The 15,962-nt window shown below is 54.7% G+C and carries 12 protein-coding genes; 6 read left to right on the top strand and 6 right to left on the bottom strand.

Annotated features, from left to right (window positions below; all coding sequences use genetic code 11):
- The first annotated feature begins 85 nt into the window (after positions 1–85).
- Positions 86–1,735: a peptide-binding protein gene (locus BCS36_RS03800; protein WP_291301583.1), complete on the top strand. Its 1,650-nt coding sequence runs from the start codon at positions 86–88 to the stop codon at positions 1,733–1,735.
- A gap of 470 nt (positions 1,736–2,205) precedes the next feature.
- Positions 2,206–4,365, top strand: a complete 2,160-nt coding sequence (locus tag BCS36_RS03795; protein ID WP_291301582.1) for a bifunctional (p)ppGpp synthetase/guanosine-3',5'-bis(diphosphate) 3'-pyrophosphohydrolase — start codon at positions 2,206–2,208, stop codon at positions 4,363–4,365.
- A 333-nt stretch (positions 4,366–4,698) separates the two neighbouring features.
- Here BCS36_RS03795 and BCS36_RS03790 read toward each other — a convergent pair whose 3' ends face one another.
- Complete coding sequence (locus tag BCS36_RS03790; protein WP_291301581.1) at positions 4,699–5,706, bottom strand: GlxA family transcriptional regulator; 1,008 nt, start codon at positions 5,704–5,706, stop codon at positions 4,699–4,701.
- 181 nt (positions 5,707–5,887) lie between these two features.
- Here BCS36_RS03790 and BCS36_RS03785 point away from each other — a divergent pair, with 181 nt between their 5' ends.
- Positions 5,888–6,712 (top strand): DJ-1/PfpI family protein, encoded by an 825-nt coding sequence (locus tag BCS36_RS03785; RefSeq protein ID WP_291301580.1) that lies wholly within the window; start codon positions 5,888–5,890, stop codon positions 6,710–6,712.
- 360 nt (positions 6,713–7,072) lie between these two features.
- Here the strand turns inward: BCS36_RS03785 and BCS36_RS03780 are convergent, their stop codons facing one another.
- The 5 genes from BCS36_RS03780 to BCS36_RS03760 form a co-directional block, all read right to left on the bottom strand.
- Positions 7,073–8,749: a GGDEF domain-containing protein gene (locus tag BCS36_RS03780; RefSeq protein ID WP_291301579.1), complete on the bottom strand. Its 1,677-nt coding sequence runs from the start codon at positions 8,747–8,749 to the stop codon at positions 7,073–7,075.
- A 43-nt stretch (positions 8,750–8,792) separates the two neighbouring features.
- A complete protein-coding gene (locus BCS36_RS03775) occupies positions 8,793–9,701 on the bottom strand; it encodes an HDOD domain-containing protein (RefSeq protein WP_291301578.1) in 909 nt (302 codons plus the stop codon).
- Between the two features lie 97 nt (positions 9,702–9,798).
- Complete coding sequence (locus BCS36_RS03770; protein ID WP_291301577.1) at positions 9,799–10,104, bottom strand: hypothetical protein; 306 nt, start codon at positions 10,102–10,104, stop codon at positions 9,799–9,801.
- Between the two features lie 75 nt (positions 10,105–10,179).
- Positions 10,180–11,973 carry a DegT/DnrJ/EryC1/StrS family aminotransferase gene (locus tag BCS36_RS03765; protein ID WP_291301576.1) on the bottom strand — a complete coding sequence of 598 codons (1,794 nt, stop codon included), beginning with the start codon at positions 11,971–11,973 and terminating at the stop codon, positions 10,180–10,182.
- 10 nt (positions 11,974–11,983) lie between these two features.
- Positions 11,984–13,168, bottom strand: a complete 1,185-nt coding sequence (locus BCS36_RS03760) for a ketoacyl-ACP synthase III (protein ID WP_291301575.1) — start codon at positions 13,166–13,168, stop codon at positions 11,984–11,986.
- A 315-nt stretch (positions 13,169–13,483) separates the two neighbouring features.
- On the opposite strand from BCS36_RS03760, the gene BCS36_RS03755 reads away from it, so the two are divergent.
- Genes BCS36_RS03755 through BCS36_RS03745 form a run of 3 tightly spaced genes read left to right on the top strand, consistent with a single transcriptional unit; the run spans position 13,484 to position 15,712 of the window.
- Positions 13,484–13,732 (top strand): hypothetical protein, encoded by a 249-nt coding sequence (locus BCS36_RS03755; RefSeq protein WP_291301574.1) that lies wholly within the window; start codon positions 13,484–13,486, stop codon positions 13,730–13,732.
- 1 nt (position 13,733) lies between these two features.
- The gene (locus tag BCS36_RS03750; protein ID WP_291301573.1) at positions 13,734–14,420 is read left to right on the top strand and encodes an SDR family NAD(P)-dependent oxidoreductase; all 687 of its coding nucleotides are present in this window, start codon (positions 13,734–13,736) and stop codon (positions 14,418–14,420) included.
- Positions 14,417–15,712: a fatty acid--CoA ligase family protein gene (locus BCS36_RS03745; protein WP_291301572.1), complete on the top strand. Its 1,296-nt coding sequence runs from the start codon at positions 14,417–14,419 to the stop codon at positions 15,710–15,712. The genes BCS36_RS03750 and BCS36_RS03745 overlap by 4 nt, the downstream gene beginning before the upstream one ends.
- Positions 15,713–15,962 lie beyond the last annotated feature (250 nt).

The following is a 15,962-nucleotide window of genomic DNA, read 5'->3' as shown; positions in this document are numbered from 1 at the left end:
TGCGATAAATAGCACAGGTGGGGGGGCGAAAGCAATATGAAGCTTCAAGATTATGGAAAAAATAAATTTTGAGTGGGCAAACAGTATGTTGGGTATAATTGCCAGGCTTGTGGTCACGTTCTTACTAGCTGTTTTCACGGGATCTTTTTTTGCTTCGGCCCCCTTGGCGGACGAAATCGTATCCAAAGAAAACCAATGGGGCAGTCCTGTTGACGGGGGACGGATTCTTTTTGGCAGCATAGGCGAAGCCTCGAATTTGATACCGTATCTTACCGCGGATTCGGCCTCGCACGAGGTGGCCGACCTTATTTACGTGTCCCCCCTGCGCTACAACAAAGACCTTCAGGTTGAGCCGTGGGCCGCCGAGAGCTGGAGCATGGAAGACGAGGGGCGGCTCATGCGGTTTACCCTGCGCAAGGGCATTCGGTGGGAAGACGGCGTTGAACTCACCACCGCAGATGTGGCCTATACCTGCAAGGTTGTGGCGGATCCGGCCACCGGCAGCCCGTATGCCGAAGATTTTTCACGCATCAAAAACTTCCGCATTATTGACCGTTATACCTTTGAGGTTGAGTACGAGCACTTTTTTGCACGCTCCGTCTCCACCTGGATGCAACCCATACTACCACGTCATTTGCTTGAAGGACAGAACATTCGCAATACGCCCTTTTCACGCAAGCCTGTGGGCGCGGGGCCGTACCGCCTGAAATCCTGGGAACCGGGCAGTCGCATCATTCTTGAAGCTTCGCCAAGTTATTTTGCGGGCAAGCCCCATATCGCCGAGGTCGTATACCGCATCATTCCCGACAACGCTACTATGTTTATGGAAACCCGCGCCGGGCGGCTTGACGTCATGGGGCTCTCGCCGTTGCAATACCTGCGGCAGACGTCCGGCCCGGCCTTTGAGCGTGAGTTCAACAAGTTTCGCTATCTGGATTCTTCTTATGTTTTTTTGGGGTTCAACCTGCAGCATCCCTTTTTCAAGGATGTGCGGGTGCGCCGGGCCATTTCGCAGGCCATCGACCGTGAAAGCATCATTCAGGGCGTGCTGATGGGGCAGGGCATACCTGCCTTCGGCCCCTTCAAACCCGGGGTATGGGCCTACCATCCCACCCTGAAGCCCATGCCGCAAAACGTCGCCGCCGCACGCGCGCTGCTGGCCGAGGCAGGATTTACGGACAGTGACGGCGACGGTCTGCTGGACAAGGACGGCAAGCCTTTTTCTTTCACCATCCTGACCAATCAGGGCAACGAGCAGCGCATCCTTACCGCCACGGTCATACAGTCGCAGTTGCGGGCCGTTGGCATTGACGTGCGCATCCGTACGGTTGAATGGGCCGCGTTTATCAGGGAATTTGTCAATAAAGGTCGTTTTGACGCCATAATCCTCGGCTGGACCATCCCGCAGGACCCGGATATCTACCAGGTCTGGCATTCGTCGCAGGCTTTTGAGGGTGGCCTTAACTTTACCCACTACAAAAATCCCGAAGTGGACAGACTGTTGGAAGAGGCGCGCTCAACCCCGGATCAGAACACGCGCGCGCAGTTGTATTACCGCATGCAGGAGATACTGGATGCGGAGCAGCCCTACTGTTTTCTTTTTGTGCCCTATGCCCTGCCCGTTGTGCAAAAGCGTTTTCAGGGCGTTAAACCTGAGCTTGCAGGCATAATGTACAACTTTGAAAAGTGGTGGGTGCCCAAGAAATTGCAAGGGTACAGCCTGACGCCGGACTAGGGGCTGTCTCTAACTACTTCTTTTGTCCAACTGACTGCGTCAAAAGGCCATTTTTACTCCAGTCATGTACCGTAAGAGTACATTCACTTCGTAAAAAAAGCCTTTTTCCTTGCCTTTGGCGCAAAATTATTTATCTAGAAACAGTCCCTAGCCCTGTTTTGTGACAATACGACGACAGCGCAACTGTATTTCGGCCCGGCAAGGTTTCAACCTTGCCGGGCTTTTAGAGCAGTTTAAGAATGAAGTTAGTTAACTGCTCTGCAAGGATTTTTTTTGAAAATCCTTGCCACGAAATGCGAGCAGGCAGGCTTTTGCCTGCCGTACACGAGCGTTTCAAGTGTTAAATGCCCTAGCCGGGTTTATGAAGGCGCGTGTTTTTTTCACGCCGCTTGTGACGTTGACAAGGCTGAGCAACTAAGAACATAGTCAAAAACATTACAAAGATATTACGCCCCGGATGGGACTTACGCATGATTCGTATACAGGAAATTCTCGACAAGGTTGCAGCGCACAACCCCAGCGCAGATCTGGAGCTTATCCAGAAGGCCTACGTGTTTGCCGCTACCGCCCATGTTGGACAGACGCGCCTCTCAGGCGAGCCCTATCTGTCCCATCCTCTGGCCGTGGCTGATACCCTGGCTGAAATGGGATTTGACGAGGCCACGGTGGCCGCTGGCCTGCTGCACGACACGGTGGAGGACACCAAGGCCACCATCGAAGAGCTGGATGAAAATTTTGGCGAGGATGTGGCCGATATTGTTGACGGCGTCACCAAGATCAGCATGATCCCCTTTGAAAACAAGGAAGAAGCGCAGGCAGAGAACATCCGCAAGATGATCCTGGCCATGAGCCACGACATGCGGGTTCTCATGGTCAAGCTCGCCGACCGTCTGCACAACATGCGCACCCTTGATTTTCAGAAAGCTCACAAACAAAAACGTATCGCCCAGGAAACCATGGATATATACGCGCCGCTGGCTAACCGCCTGGGCCTGTATATCCTAAAGCGCGACCTGGAAGACTTGAGCTTCAAGTATCTGCGGCCAGACATTTACAATCAGATAGACCACTGGCTGGACAAGCATCAGGTGGTGGAAAAGCAGATCATTGCCAAGGTTGTGGATCTCATTAAGGATCTGTTGGCCTCCAACGGCATTGATGGCCAGGTGTACGGGCGCATCAAGCACAAGCACAGCATCTACAAAAAAATGCAGTCCCAGTCGCTCAGCCTGGACGAAATGCATGACATTATGGCGTTTCGTGTGCTGGTTAAGGATATAAAGGACTGCTATGCCGCTCTGGGCCTCGTGCACTCGCAGTGGCGGCCAGTGCACGGACGATTCAAAGACTATATCTCGATGCCCAAAACCAACGGCTACCAGAGCCTGCACACAACCGTCATTGGTCCCGAGGGCGAACGCATCGAAATTCAGATTCGTACCGAAGACATGCACCGGCAGGCTGAACACGGCGTGGCCGCGCACTGGCTGTACAAGGAAAAGGGCCGCGTCAACAGCAAAGATCTGGAGCAGTTTGGCTGGCTGCGAGAAATTTTTGAACGGCAGAGCGAAGAAACCGACTCGCGCGAGTTCATGCATTCGCTCAAAATGGATCTCTTTAAAGACGAGGTATATGTCTACACCCCGGCGGGTGATGTAAAGGAACTGCCTGAAGGCGCGACGCCTCTGGACTTTGCCTTTATCATCCATACCAAGGTCGGGCAGCACTGTGCGGGCGCAAAGGTCAATGGCCGTCTCATGCCCCTGAGTACGGAGCTGAAAAACGGCGATATTGTTGAAATTGTTACCGACCCCAGCCGTAATCCCAACCGTGACTGGCTCAAAATAGTCAAAACCGCCAGGGCGCGCAGCCGCATCCAGCACTACCTGCGCACCGAGGAACGCGCCCACGCCGTAAGCCTCGGGCGTGACATGCTCGAAAAAGAAGGCCGCAAGGTCAGCCTTAATGTGAACAAGGCCATCAAGGAAGGGCATATGGCCCTGGTGGCCCAGGAAATGAACTTTGAAGGCGTGGACGATCTGGTGGCCTCTGTGGGCTATGCCCACACCACGCCGCGCAAGGTGCTCAACAAGCTGTACGCTGTTCTGCATCCTGATGAGGTCACAGCCGCGCCCGCCACCCCCACAGTCAAGGAAAGCAAGGATGCCGCCACCCGCAAGACCGAGGGGGTGGGCATTTCCGGCGTGGACGGCGTGCTCATGCGCTTTGCCAAGTGCTGCAACCCTGTGCCTGGCGACCCCATTATTGGCTATATCAGCCGGGGGCTTGGCATCAGCGTGCACCGTGCGGACTGTCCCAATGTGGCCAATATGGAGCCGGAGCGGCTCATTTCCGTGCATTGGGACGGTGTTGAAGAAAAGCCCTATGAAGCAGGCATCTTCATTATTGCCAAGAATGAACACGGCGTGCTGGCGCTTGTGGCGCAGATACTTGCCAAAAACAATGTGAACATCACCGGCCTGAGCATGGACAATCTGGTGGATGGCCGCGCCAAGCTGCGGTTCACCGTCGAGGTGCTTGACGCCACGCAGCTCTATCAGCTCATTGAGGCCATCCGGGCCCTGCCCCCCATCCTGGAAGTGGTGCGTGATACGGAAGACACAAAATAGGCATTTTTCGGACAAACTGTTCTTCATGGCCTGTGGTGCAGCAACACCGCAGGCCATATTTTATTGATGGGTCTGCCGATTGCATCTGCACACAGCACAGCGGGTACACTTTTTGATGCGTGCTGCCTGGAAGGCGCTGCATCAGGAACCCCGCGTCAGATGAAGAGGAAGACTGTAACACACTGCATTACAATAAAGGTTTTAGGGGGTGGGGGCGTGGGGGAGCGACCCTTTTGCAAAAGGGTTCCTCCCCCACGGGGCAATTAAAAGTGGCCGCAGAAGCACAAGCGCCAAGACGAGGCGGCGCGGGCAGCCCTCAGGGGCGTGCGCCTGCTACAGCGGCGGCAGCGTTGCGCTGTGCGCAAGGGGGCGGCGGGGCTCTGCGGAGCAAATGGCATGCGTTTTTCTCCAGGCTGTAGGGCTTGTACCCACGATGCGGCGAAAGTGCTCTCTAAATGACGTTGCTGAGCCAAATCCCGTGATGGAAGCAATCTCCTCCACAGGCAATGCGCTTGATTCAAGAAGCACTTGCGAGCGCCGGACGCGCGCCCTGGTCAGCCAGACCATGGGCGGCAGGCCTGTCTGCTCCTGAAATTTCCGGTTCAGGGTTCTTGCGCTCATATGCGCCTCTTTGCATATCTGCTGCACGGTCAGATTACGGTGCATGTTTTCCTGCAGCCACAACAAGAGGGCTGACAGGCTGCCGTCGGAATCCGGGGCGGCATGCCGTATGAATTGCCGGTGCCCGCCGTCTCTTTCAATGGGCACAACAAACAATGTGGCAAGCCTTTCTGCGGCGGTGGCGCCCAGATCCTTCCGCACCATATGCAGACAAAGATCGATGCCGGATGAAAGACCGGCTGAGGTAAGTATCTGACCATTATCGCAAAACAGGATGTCTGGTTCAACGTTTACCTGCGGGTACCTGGCGGCAAGCTCTTTCACAAGCGCCCAATGCGTTGTCGCGGTCATGCCGTCCAGCAGGCCCGCCGCCGCCAGAATGCACGCCCCGGTGCAGATGGACGCCAGCCTTATGCCTGCCGAGCACGCATGGCCGAGGGCCTCAAGCACAGAAGGATTATTGAAGGAAAAAGGCTGAACAATGCCTGGAATAATAATGGTGTCCATATCCTGCATGGAAGAAAGCGGCAGTATTCTTGTGATGCTGAAGCGTCCGGAGGCAACGGCTTCCTTGTCTCCAACAAACGATATCTCGTAGGCTTCTTTTCCGTCTGCCGCTGTTGCCAGTGAAAACATTTCGTAAGGAATGCTGCAATCAAAAGGAACAAAACCGTCAAGGGCAAGGATACCTATGTGATGTTTTGAGAAATGTGGTCTCATGGCAATGCCTCTGGGGTGCGCAATGTGTAAAAGCGTTGTTTCTGTACTCCAGAAGCGGGGATAAGCCAACCTGCGAGGCGGACGATGGCAATATCCCGTTGCTGATTGGCACGACAGGAGCTTTTTCACGCCAGTATCTGTGGTATTTTCTTTAATCATTACTCAATCAAAGGGAGTACCCATGTCAAAAAACGATGTTCCCCTTTCCACAACCCCTGATGCAGGAGCGTCCCTGCAGGGAGCTTCTGGTGCACAAGGTGAAGCGGGCCAGCTTTTCGCTGACTCTCAGGCAGTGGCGCGGCCCCCGCACATATCTTTTGTGCTTTATGACGGAATGACCGCGCTGGATCTGATCGGCCCGGCAGAAGTGCTTGCCGGGCCGCAATTCAGGGTTGATTATGTCTGGCGAAGCAAAGACCCGGTCCGGGCCGAAAGCCAGGCCGACAAGGAACTGCGCCTGGTGCCCACAGCCACGTTTGCCGACATCAGCGAAACAGACATTCTGTGCGTGCCTGGCACAAGCGACCCTTACAAACAGATGATGCAGAAGGACATGGTGGACTGGCTGGCCGCTGTGGGGCGCAACGCCACATGGGTGACAAGCGTCTGCACCGGATCGTTTCTGCTCGGTGCTGCCGGACTGCTCAAGGGGTACAGGGCCACGACCCATTGGACGCTTTTGGATCAGCTGGCTTACTTTGGGGCTGTTCCTGAAAACGCGCGCGTTGTTCATGACCGCAACCGCGTTACCGGGGCAGGGGTCACGTCGGGCATAGACTTTGGATTGACGCTGCTTTCGCTTATTGCCGGGCAGGAGGTTGCCGCAGCGAAGCAGCTGGTTCTGGAGTACGATCCGGCTCCGCCATTTTCAAGCGGTTCGCCCGCAGTGGCGTCGCCTGAGATTACGGCTTCGGTTAAGACGCAGTATGCGGCGTACGTCAAAGAAAAGATGCCCTATGCGCAAACATGCCTTGAAGATGCCGCCTTGCGATTGGGGATCATCTGACAGCAATGGTGGGGCAGGTATAACCAGAGAAGGTTTTCGTTGAAATGCTTTATATTTCAATTTCTCATTCTGCTGAACAATGCGATTTCCGGCGGAATCGACGCTACTTTGCGGCGCGCTACATTATTGTACAGCGTTAGAGCACTTAAACTTTTTTAAAGTTAAAATGCTCTAAAATGCAGCAAAGGTTTTAGGGGGTGGGGGCGTGGGGGAGGAGACCCTTTTGCAAAAGGGTCCCTCCCCCACAAAGCATTGTATCGTGAAGCCCTCTGAACCGTAATAATGAAAAGGCCCGGAACGCGCTGGCGTTCCGGGCCTTAAAGTTGGGGTTTTCTGCGGCAGGTTCGCCGTCATGCCGCATCAGGTACGGCGTAACGGCGAAAACCTTTCGCGAAAATCCATTATTTCGTCCTGGATTTTGTTGTCAATCTCATTGAGGTGCATCTCGGGGCGGCCAAGATAGTAGCCCTGAACATAGTCAAAGCCCATGCGCATGACGCTGGCAAGCTCATCAGAGGTTTCCACGCCTTCGGCAAGGCTCAGGATTCCTTTTGAGCGGCAGTAGTTCAGCAGACCTGAGAGAAGGTCTTTCTGCGACGCGGACGTGTTGTGGATGGATTTGATAAAAAAACGGTCGATTTTTAAAATGTCGGGTGAAAGGTTGATAAGCCTGAGAATGTTTGAATGCCCGCAGCCAAAATCGTCCAGGGCCACCTGGGTGGACATCTCTGTACGAAAGTCTTTGACCTGCTGCGCCAGCGAGCTTTCCACCGTGGCTGTTTCAAGGATTTCAAAGACCATGTTTTTACATATGGCTTTATATTTCGGGTGAATGGCACGCAGTTTCGCCGGATTGAAAAAGTGCGTGGAGATGGTGTTGAAAAAAATCTTTCTTTCCGCAAGCAGGCGTCGGTGGCTGTAGACCCATTCAAAAATCAATTCAAACGTGATTTTTTCAAGCTGGAGGAGCTTGGACTGGTTTTCGGCCAGCGCGAGTATGTCCAGCGGGCTGGAAAAATCGGGCATTGTCGGGCGCATCAGCGCCTCATAGCCGATGATGCGGGCATCATGCAGGCTCACAATGGGCTGAAAGGCAAAGCGAAGCATCTTGCCGTCAAGAAGTTCATTCAGCTTTTCCTGCCTGCCAAGAACATTGGCCTTTGTGCGGTATATTTCGGGGCAGAACCGCATGAGGGTTCCCCTGTTGCGGCTTTTGACCTCCAGCTGCGCATGGTAGGCGCAGTTCATGAGGATGTCGCTTTCAAGAGCGTCGTGGGGATAGACGGCGGCGCCGCTTGAGGCGCGAATCCACACTTCGTCGTCGCGCAGCATGACGCGGGTGTTGAGCAGGGTTTTCAGGCAGCCTTGCGCAAAGCCGAAGGCGTCAGATTCGTTGTTGAAGCCGTGCGCGTAGACGGCAAACTCGTTGCCAGCCAGTCGCGCAAGCAGACTTGTGCCAAAGGTGCATGCCTCCAGCACCTCCGCGACCTTGTTCAGGTAGAGGTCGCCATTGTCATACCCGTAAGCGTCATTGATATACTTGATGTTGTCCAGCTCGCAGCAGAAAAGCACACCGATGCTGTCGGGCTGCTCATGTAGAATATCGCGAACCGAACGCACAAAAGACTTGCGGTTGAGAAGACCGGTTTCGACATCATGGCTTTTGTCGTACTCGGCCTGCTCTTTGAGGGTGGCCGCCTGGCTTATGACAAATTCCAGCCCTTCGGACAGATCACCCATATAATCGCCGGGCAACGCGGGGTAGCCCGCAGTCGCCATCAGCATCTGCCGTGCCAGACGCTTGAGGTTCACGTGCAGCGTCTTGAGTTCGGCGGCAAAATGGTTTGAAGGCCCAGGCGGGGAGACAGAAAGATTCCCCTTTGCAAGCTCCGCCGCGTAGCTTTTTGCTTCCGCGAGGGCCTTGGTTATCTGGCAAAGCTTTTCAGCTTGAGTTGAGGTGCTGGACTGGCAGAATGCCTCCAGAGCCTCATCATACTGACCGTGCAGTAATTTATCCAGTCCACGCTCTATATGCATCCTTGCCTCAGGAAATGTACTTGCTGATTATGCGGCGCGCAGGCTATGCATCAAAGGTAGAGAAAGTTTCAGTTTCAGTGGTGGAAAAATATTGCGCTATTGCCGCAGCGATGGCGGTTTGGTCGCAGTTTTCCGGCAAAAACGCGGCGGCTTTTTCACAGAGCCTTCCGTCAGCGTCAGGCGGGTTGCGGGCGATAATGTTGGCAGCGGCAAGAAGCTGCGCTTCAAGCTTGCACGTTGGCGCCATATCGGGGGAGTGGTGCCAGTTGATGGGCTCGGTCAGTATAAGGGGCAGCTTCCACTGGTACAGAACCACCGCACCGATAAGCGCGTGGTCCATGCTCCAGTAGTTGTTCTCGACCTCAAAATACTGGCGGCAGCATTCCTTGCATGTGTTTGTCATGGTTTCCCAGAGTTCCGGACGGCAGGCGGCAAAAAAAACCTTGCCTATGTCGTGGAGCAGACCGGCGATATAGGCTTCGTCCGGGTCCATGAGCAGACGGTTTTTTTCATCAGCGGAAGGCCCCCACACGCCGTCAAGCCCCCCCAGCTCTGCAGCCAGAATCTTGGCAATGGCGGCGGTTGCTAATTCGTGCTTCCACAGCTCTTTGATGTCAAAGCTTTTGGGCAGATTTGCCCCTTTGATCACGGCTGCCATCCCCACCATAACCACCAGCGTTCTTATGGTTTTTAAGCCCAAGATATTGATGGCGCGGTGGAGGGTGGATACCTTGAACTCCTGCCCGTAGGCTGCGGAGTTGGCAGTGGCGAGAACCCGGGTTGTCAGTTTTTGGCTCCTCTCGATAAGCGTCACCAGTCCCTTGGCCGGAGTGGCCGAGCTGTTTTTCGTCGCTGCAAACAGCATGGGGAGCAGGTCCGGCTCAAAGGGGAGCATCGGCGGCTTTTGCTGAAGTTCTTGCAGGCACGCGCGGGCGTCTTCTTGAGGTTGCATGGCTAACATCATCCCGTTTTAGAGTTCCGTAGAGCAGCGCAAAGGCGGCATCAAGCATGCTGCTGGTATGCCAGGACCGGATGATACGCAGGAAAGCTTATTCTTGCCCACCTTCACCATTCAGGACCGACGTCAGATATTCGGCCAGCGACTGCATGGTCCGGTATGGGTTTTCTTCGTGTTCAAAGGCTGAATCCATAGCCACGGCAACACTTTTTCCCATTTTTCTCGAAAGGAGATCATCAATATTATCCAAAAAAAGCATCGTATCAAGTGAATCCAGTATGCCGTCAACGCCCATTAACGACAGGGAAGGGCTGTATTTATGGGTAATCTCGCTTCCTTCCTGTGTAATTTCAAGGGCTTCTGCAAGTATCTTATGGATTTCATCCTGGCTGATCATAATAAAACATCCTTTTTTCAGTGTGTTGGCTGTGGGCGTCAACAACGAAACCAAAAGACGTAAAGAGCCTGAATTTTACTCAGCGCCAGGCGTTTCGATGCCGCCGAGCGTTTTTTTGCAAATAAGCAAGTACTCGTCAGGAGTATCATGCCCAGGCATGTACATAGGGCGAAACATTTCACCGCCGGGGATTTCTTCCCTGTACAGGGCGGTGCGGCTTATCTCCCTGAAGCCTTGGGCCGCTGCGAGAAGGCGCACTTTTTTATTGCTCGCCACCACATGATTGAAAATATTAATGATATTAAGCGATTTTTCCGCCCATGTGAATATGGTTTCACAGGCGGCTGCCGCAAGCCCTTTTGGGGCGTGGTTTTCAATGTAAAGTCCGTCAATGCAGCATTCATTTTTGTGAAAGGCAAAATCATTAAGGCCTACCTGGCCGTAGAGATGTTCGCCATCAGCGATAAAAAACAGAATGTAATCACGCACGGATGTGACGTAATTATTCAAGATATGGCGCATGCTTTCTTCGGTCACGGCAGTGCGTGTAAGAAAGGCAATGGAGCTTGCTTCACGCCAGCAAGCGAATTTTTTGACCAGTTCCGCATCTTGAATATCAGCCGCTGTTACGGCTTTAAGCGCGTAGGAATGGCCGCCGTGCTCAAAGGGAATGGCAAGGCCATGCTTTTTGGCTTTTGCAAAGAACTCAAGAGTGTCTGATTTGTACTTGAGCCAGCCGGACAGCGGCACTTCAGCCCTGTCGCGCCCGGGCTCCTCAATCAGCTGCCGTATGGCCGCGCAAATGTAGTCCACTTCTTCTTCCGTACGGTTATGGCCGCTGGGCAGGCAGATGGTTTTGACCGACGCGGCATAGGCGGCGGGCGTTTGCGCCTGCTTGAACATGGGCATCGAGGAGATGGGAAAATACACTGGCTCGGCCAGGATGCTGCTTGCGTGCAGTTGCATGATCATTTTGCTGCGCTGGATATTCTCGTCTTCAATAAAAAGAAGGTTGGTCAGAAAGCCGGGCTCGCTGTTTTGCGGCACGGGGTTCAGCCGTACGCCCGGCGTGTCGGCCAGGCGTTCCCTGTACCACGAATGTATCAGTTTTTTCTTGGCCATAAGGTCGTTCAAACGGCTGGTCTGCGCAAAACCCAAAGCCGCCTGAAGCGCCGAGATGGAGTAGTTGAACCCTACAAGATCATAGGCAAAGGGATTGTTGGGCGAGCGACCCCCCGCTGCCAGTCGTGCCGCGCGGTCAAAAAGCAGGTCATCTGACGTGAGCAGCATGCCGCCTTCACCGGCGACAACCGATTTGTTGCCCTTGAAGCTGAATGCGGCGAAGTGCCCGAATGATCCTGCCGGGCGGCCATTATAGCTGCTTCCGATGCCCTGTGTGGCGTCTTCAAGGACAAACAGGCCGTTTTGGGCAGCAAGCTCCATCAATGGCGTCATGCGGCACGGCTGCCCGTAAAGATGTACCGCAATCAGGCCTCTGGTGTTGGGCGTGATCTTGCGGGCGGCGTCCTCGGCTGAAAGGCACAGGGTGTCGGGGTCGACATCGCAAAAAACCGGGCTTGCCCCGCAGTACGTCACGCAGGCCGCTACGGCGAAATCCGCCAGATCCGGCACCAGCACCTCATCGCCCTGCTTGAGGCCAAGGGCGGTAAGGGCAATATGCATAGCCCCTGTACAGCTTGAAAGCGCCAGCGAGTATTTTTGCCCCGTGATCTGGGCCATTGTTTGCCTGAACGCGTTGATATAGCTGCCGGATTTCATATTCCAGCCGGTTGCGCAGGCTGAAGTTACGTGTTCGATCTCGTGATGCGTTATGGAAGGGCCCTGTGGGAGAATGGGGTCGATAATCATATATTTACCCTCACTTGGGGGCGTGCCCTGAAAATTTTTTGTGCCAGTAGGCGATGCGCTCGGCTCGCGAGGCTGCTTTTTCTTCTTTTATGTAATCGCATACCGGTAAAATCGTTGTTTTATCAAGGGAAAGGATCACCGAACCCCACGAGAGACCGGCGCCGAACGAACAAAGCACAGTATTTGCGTGTCCTTTGGCCGCAGGGCCGGAGCTGCTTTTGGCATAGTGGGCGCAGATAAGAACGGGTACGGACGCGACCCCCAGGTTGCCGTAGAGACTCAGAGACTCAGTGGGGACATTTTCTTTGCCAATGCCAACTTTTTTGGCAATGGAATCGACAATAATCTTGTTTGCCTGATGCAGAAACAGTCTGTCCACGTTTTGCGGCTCAAGACCTTCATGCTGCAGGTGTTCCTTTATATGCGGGGGGACGACAGAGGTGCTGAAGGTATATATGCCCATAGGGTCCATCCAGATGGAGCACTGCCCGCCAAGAGTCCAGGGATTGCCCTTATCGTCGGATACGGTCTGATTGAACGGACTGTCCGCTCCTTCAGAGGCGCATTGGGGTATGCGGCTTCCGCCGCCGGGAATAACCAGGGCCTCATGCTTGCTGCCGTCTGTGCCGAAGGCAAAGCTCATGGGCGAGGGGGATTCGCTATAGGAAACCAGCGCCGCTGTTCCCGCATCGCCAAAGATGGGGCCTACCACCCTGTTAGCGGCAGGCTGAAAGCGCCCCGGAGTGTCGCCAGCCAGAAGAAGCACGTTTTTGCAGGCGCGCGACTCCACAAGGCTTGCCGCCATCCACAGGGCGTTTATAAAGCCTGCGCATCCGGCATTCATATCCATGGCCACGCAGTTACGCGGCAGACCCAGACTGTGTTGCAAAATGGCGGCGCTTGCGGGCAAAAGGTAGTCCGCACTATGGCTGACAAAAAAGACAGCGCCGATATCGCTTGAAGGGGTGTCGGTATGGCGCAGAAGGGCGCGCGCTGCCTGAGCGCACATGTCTGACGCCGTCACGTCATCATCGGCTTTACGGCGTGTATGCAGTCCGCTGACATCGGTAAAGCGCTTCATCTGTGCGGGATTGTCTGAAAAATACTCAAGCTCGTCTTCAACGGACACCGCATGCCCGGCCACTACGGAGCTTATGGCGGCAAGGGCCGCGTGCGTAAAGCGTGTATTGGTCATATTTCTTTCCTCTGGGCTGCGGGGGCAGGCCGTATGGCGGCTCCACGCTTGCCATTTGAAGGAATGTCTTTTTTAATTTATTTTCAGTGGGGCTCTGTTTGTCAGTATTTGTAAATGACAACTTTTATTGTGGTTTACTGTATGAACAAGGGCTTCTGTCAGATGAGCATATTTTTTTTACGAAGGGAAGAGCATGGATAACGTATTTGCTGCCCGTGCCACATTTCTCTCTTTATAGTATGATTAAATAGAGAGTTATTGCAAATGATGAAGAAAGACGTTTTAGATTTTATCCATGCTGCCATATTGCGAATCATGTCCGAAGAAATGGGCTCTGCCCCGCAGATTGACGAAACAACCCCCCTTATGGGCAAGGGGGGCGTGCTTTCGTCGTTGATGCTGGTGGAACTCATGCTGGCGCTGGAAGACTATTGCACGGACAATAATAGGCGCTTTACATGGACTCATGACAGTATGATGTCGGCAAAAAACAGCCCGTACCAGACCATAGGCAGTCTGGCAGAATACATATGCTCCTTGCCGACGCTTGGGCAGGAGGGGTGACATGGCAGACCGTCATGTGGTCATAACAGGCATAAGCGGCGGCGTGGGGCGGCATCTGGCCATGCGCGCCATGGAGGAGGGGTATAGCGTGACAGGGCTTTGCCGAACGCCCCCCGCTGATATGCCGTGCGAAACGCTGGCCTGCGATGTGGCCATGGCGGATCAGGTGGCTGACTGTTTTGCCAGATTGCGGCATGTGCCGCTGTGGGGCGTCATCAATGCCGCGGGCATTGCGTCGATGAACCTTACCGTGACAACGCCGCCAGAGACCATGCGCCGTATTGTGGAAGTCAATCTGCTCGGAACCATGTACTGCTCGGCGCAGGCCGGGCGTTTGCTGGCGCGCCGCAAGGGCGGCAGGATAATAAATTTTTCATCCATTGCCGTGGCTTTGGGACTTGAGGGCGAGAGCGCCTATGTGGCCGCCAAGGCGGGGGTGGAAGGGTTCACGCGGGCTTTTTCGCGTGAAATGTCCTCCTGGGAGGTCACGGTCAATGCGGTGGCTCCCGGCCCCATCCCCACGCAACTCACGGCGAAAGTCCCTCAGGGCAAGCTCGACGCCCTGGTGGAACGGCAGGTTATTCGCCGCCAGTGCGCCCTTGACGACGTCTGGCAGACAGTCCGCTGGCTGCTGGATGACGCCAGCGGCATGATCTCCGGCCAATGCCTTCATGTGGGTGGCGTGTGAGCCTGTATCGCGATCTCTGTCAGCGCAGCGCTGATCCCCGCCGTCCTTTCCTGCTCGGGCCGGGGGAAAGTCTCAGCCTTGCCGATATGGCGCAGGCGTCTGACCAGTGTGCCGACGTTGCCCCCGGTGATGTGGTGGCCCTTGTGGGGGACTTTGACGCGTCAGGCATACGGAACCTGCTGACCCTTGTGGACAAGAAGGCCATCATCATGCCGCTGGTGGCGGCAAACCGCGCGCAGCACGAATACTGTTTTGCAGCCGGCCATGTCGACGTTGTCATGGCCGACGGCAAGCTTGTGCGGCGGCAAGAGCGGCAGGCCGCCCATCCTTTGCTGGACCAGCTGCGCGCCCAGGGCCACGCCGGACTGATTCTTTTTTCTTCTGGCAGCACCGGCAGTCCCAAGGCCATTGTGCACGACTTTGATAAATTTCTTGCCCGCTTTGCCACGCCGCGTCCGGCATGGACCACTCTGGGATTTTTGCTCTTTGACCATATCGGCGGCCTGAACACGCTGTTTCATATGCTGTATAATAATGGTCTTGTGGTGCGCCCGACGGCACGCACCGTTCCCGCCGTACTAGACGACATTCGCGCACATGGCGTCCAGCTGCTGCCCACGACGCCAACTTTTTTGCGCATGCTGGTTCACAGCGGTCTTCTGGACGGAGCCGATCTGCCGACGTTGCGGCTTGTCACGTACGGCACCGAGCTGATGGATCAGAATACGCTGTCAACCATTGCGGACCTTCTGCCGCAGGTGGACTTGCGGCAGACCTATGGCATGTCCGAATTGGGCATTCTGCGGGTGCGCACACGGAAACGCGACGAACTCTGGATACAGATCGGCGGCGAAGGTGTGGAAAGCCGCGTCCGCGACAGTGAACTGCATATCAGAGCCGAAAACAGGATGCTGGGATACCTCAATGCGCCTTCGCCCTTTGATGCTGAAGGCTGGTTCAACACCAAAGACCTGGTGGAGCTTGACGGGCCATGGCTGCGGATTGTGGGCAGGGCTGACAATGTGATCAACGTCGGGGGGCTCAAGGTGCTGCCTGCCGAAGTAGAAAGCGCGGCTCTTTCTTTCCCAGGCGTGAGGCAGGCCAAGGCAAACGGGGCACCCAACCCTCTGACAGGCATGCATGTAGAGCTGTTATGCCAGCCGGGCGAAGGAGTGGATCTGTCCATTGACGCCCTGCGGCGGCGCCTGGGGGAGGTTTTGCCACCTCATGCGCGCCCTTTGCGGATCAGGGTCGGCACTGTGCCCACAGGCCACAGGTTTAAGCAGACATGACGCAGGTCGTGATAAATTTATATTTGTTATTCTATTGAGAATGATAAGCTAAGCAGCACTTACTATAGTGATGTCGCTCATATAAGCTCAGAAAATATGTATTATTATATTTTTTTGTTGTCTACCCATGAGTGCATGAGGTATTTATCGTAATTAAGAATCATTTTTATTTGTTGACAGGGTCCACTTGTATGTCTATCTTGACGACTAAGGTATACAATTGGAATTTGATTACCACTGCCTGAAGAGT

Origin of the sequence: Desulfovibrio sp. MES5 (genome assembly GCF_002237645.1) — a bacterium.
Lineage (GTDB): Bacteria > Desulfobacterota > Desulfovibrionia > Desulfovibrionales > Desulfovibrionaceae > Desulfovibrio.
Note: the sequence above shows the minus strand (reverse complement) of the source record. Positions and strands in the feature narration are given on the sequence as shown.

What these genes read in the sequence shown, in the direction of transcription:
- BCS36_RS03800 (WP_291301583.1), top strand. Translation starts at nt 86, where the DNA reads ATGTTGGGTATAATTGCCAGGCTTGTGGTCACGTTCTTACTAGCTGTT.
- BCS36_RS03795 (WP_291301582.1), top strand. Translation starts at nt 2,206, where the DNA reads ATGATTCGTATACAGGAAATTCTCGACAAGGTTGCAGCGCACAACCCC.
- BCS36_RS03790 (WP_291301581.1), bottom strand. Translation starts at nt 5,706, where the DNA reads ATGAGACCACATTTCTCAAAACATCACATAGGTATCCTTGCCCTTGAC.
- BCS36_RS03785 (WP_291301580.1), top strand. Translation starts at nt 5,888, where the DNA reads ATGTCAAAAAACGATGTTCCCCTTTCCACAACCCCTGATGCAGGAGCG.
- BCS36_RS03780 (WP_291301579.1), bottom strand. Translation starts at nt 8,749, where the DNA reads ATGCATATAGAGCGTGGACTGGATAAATTACTGCACGGTCAGTATGAT.
- BCS36_RS03775 (WP_291301578.1), bottom strand. Translation starts at nt 9,701, where the DNA reads ATGCAACCTCAAGAAGACGCCCGCGCGTGCCTGCAAGAACTTCAGCAA.
- BCS36_RS03770 (WP_291301577.1), bottom strand. Translation starts at nt 10,104, where the DNA reads ATGATCAGCCAGGATGAAATCCATAAGATACTTGCAGAAGCCCTTGAA.
- BCS36_RS03765 (WP_291301576.1), bottom strand. Translation starts at nt 11,973, where the DNA reads ATGATTATCGACCCCATTCTCCCACAGGGCCCTTCCATAACGCATCAC.
- BCS36_RS03760 (WP_291301575.1), bottom strand. Translation starts at nt 13,168, where the DNA reads ATGACCAATACACGCTTTACGCACGCGGCCCTTGCCGCCATAAGCTCC.
- BCS36_RS03755 (WP_291301574.1), top strand. Translation starts at nt 13,484, where the DNA reads ATGTCCGAAGAAATGGGCTCTGCCCCGCAGATTGACGAAACAACCCCC.
- BCS36_RS03750 (WP_291301573.1), top strand. Translation starts at nt 13,734, where the DNA reads ATGGCAGACCGTCATGTGGTCATAACAGGCATAAGCGGCGGCGTGGGG.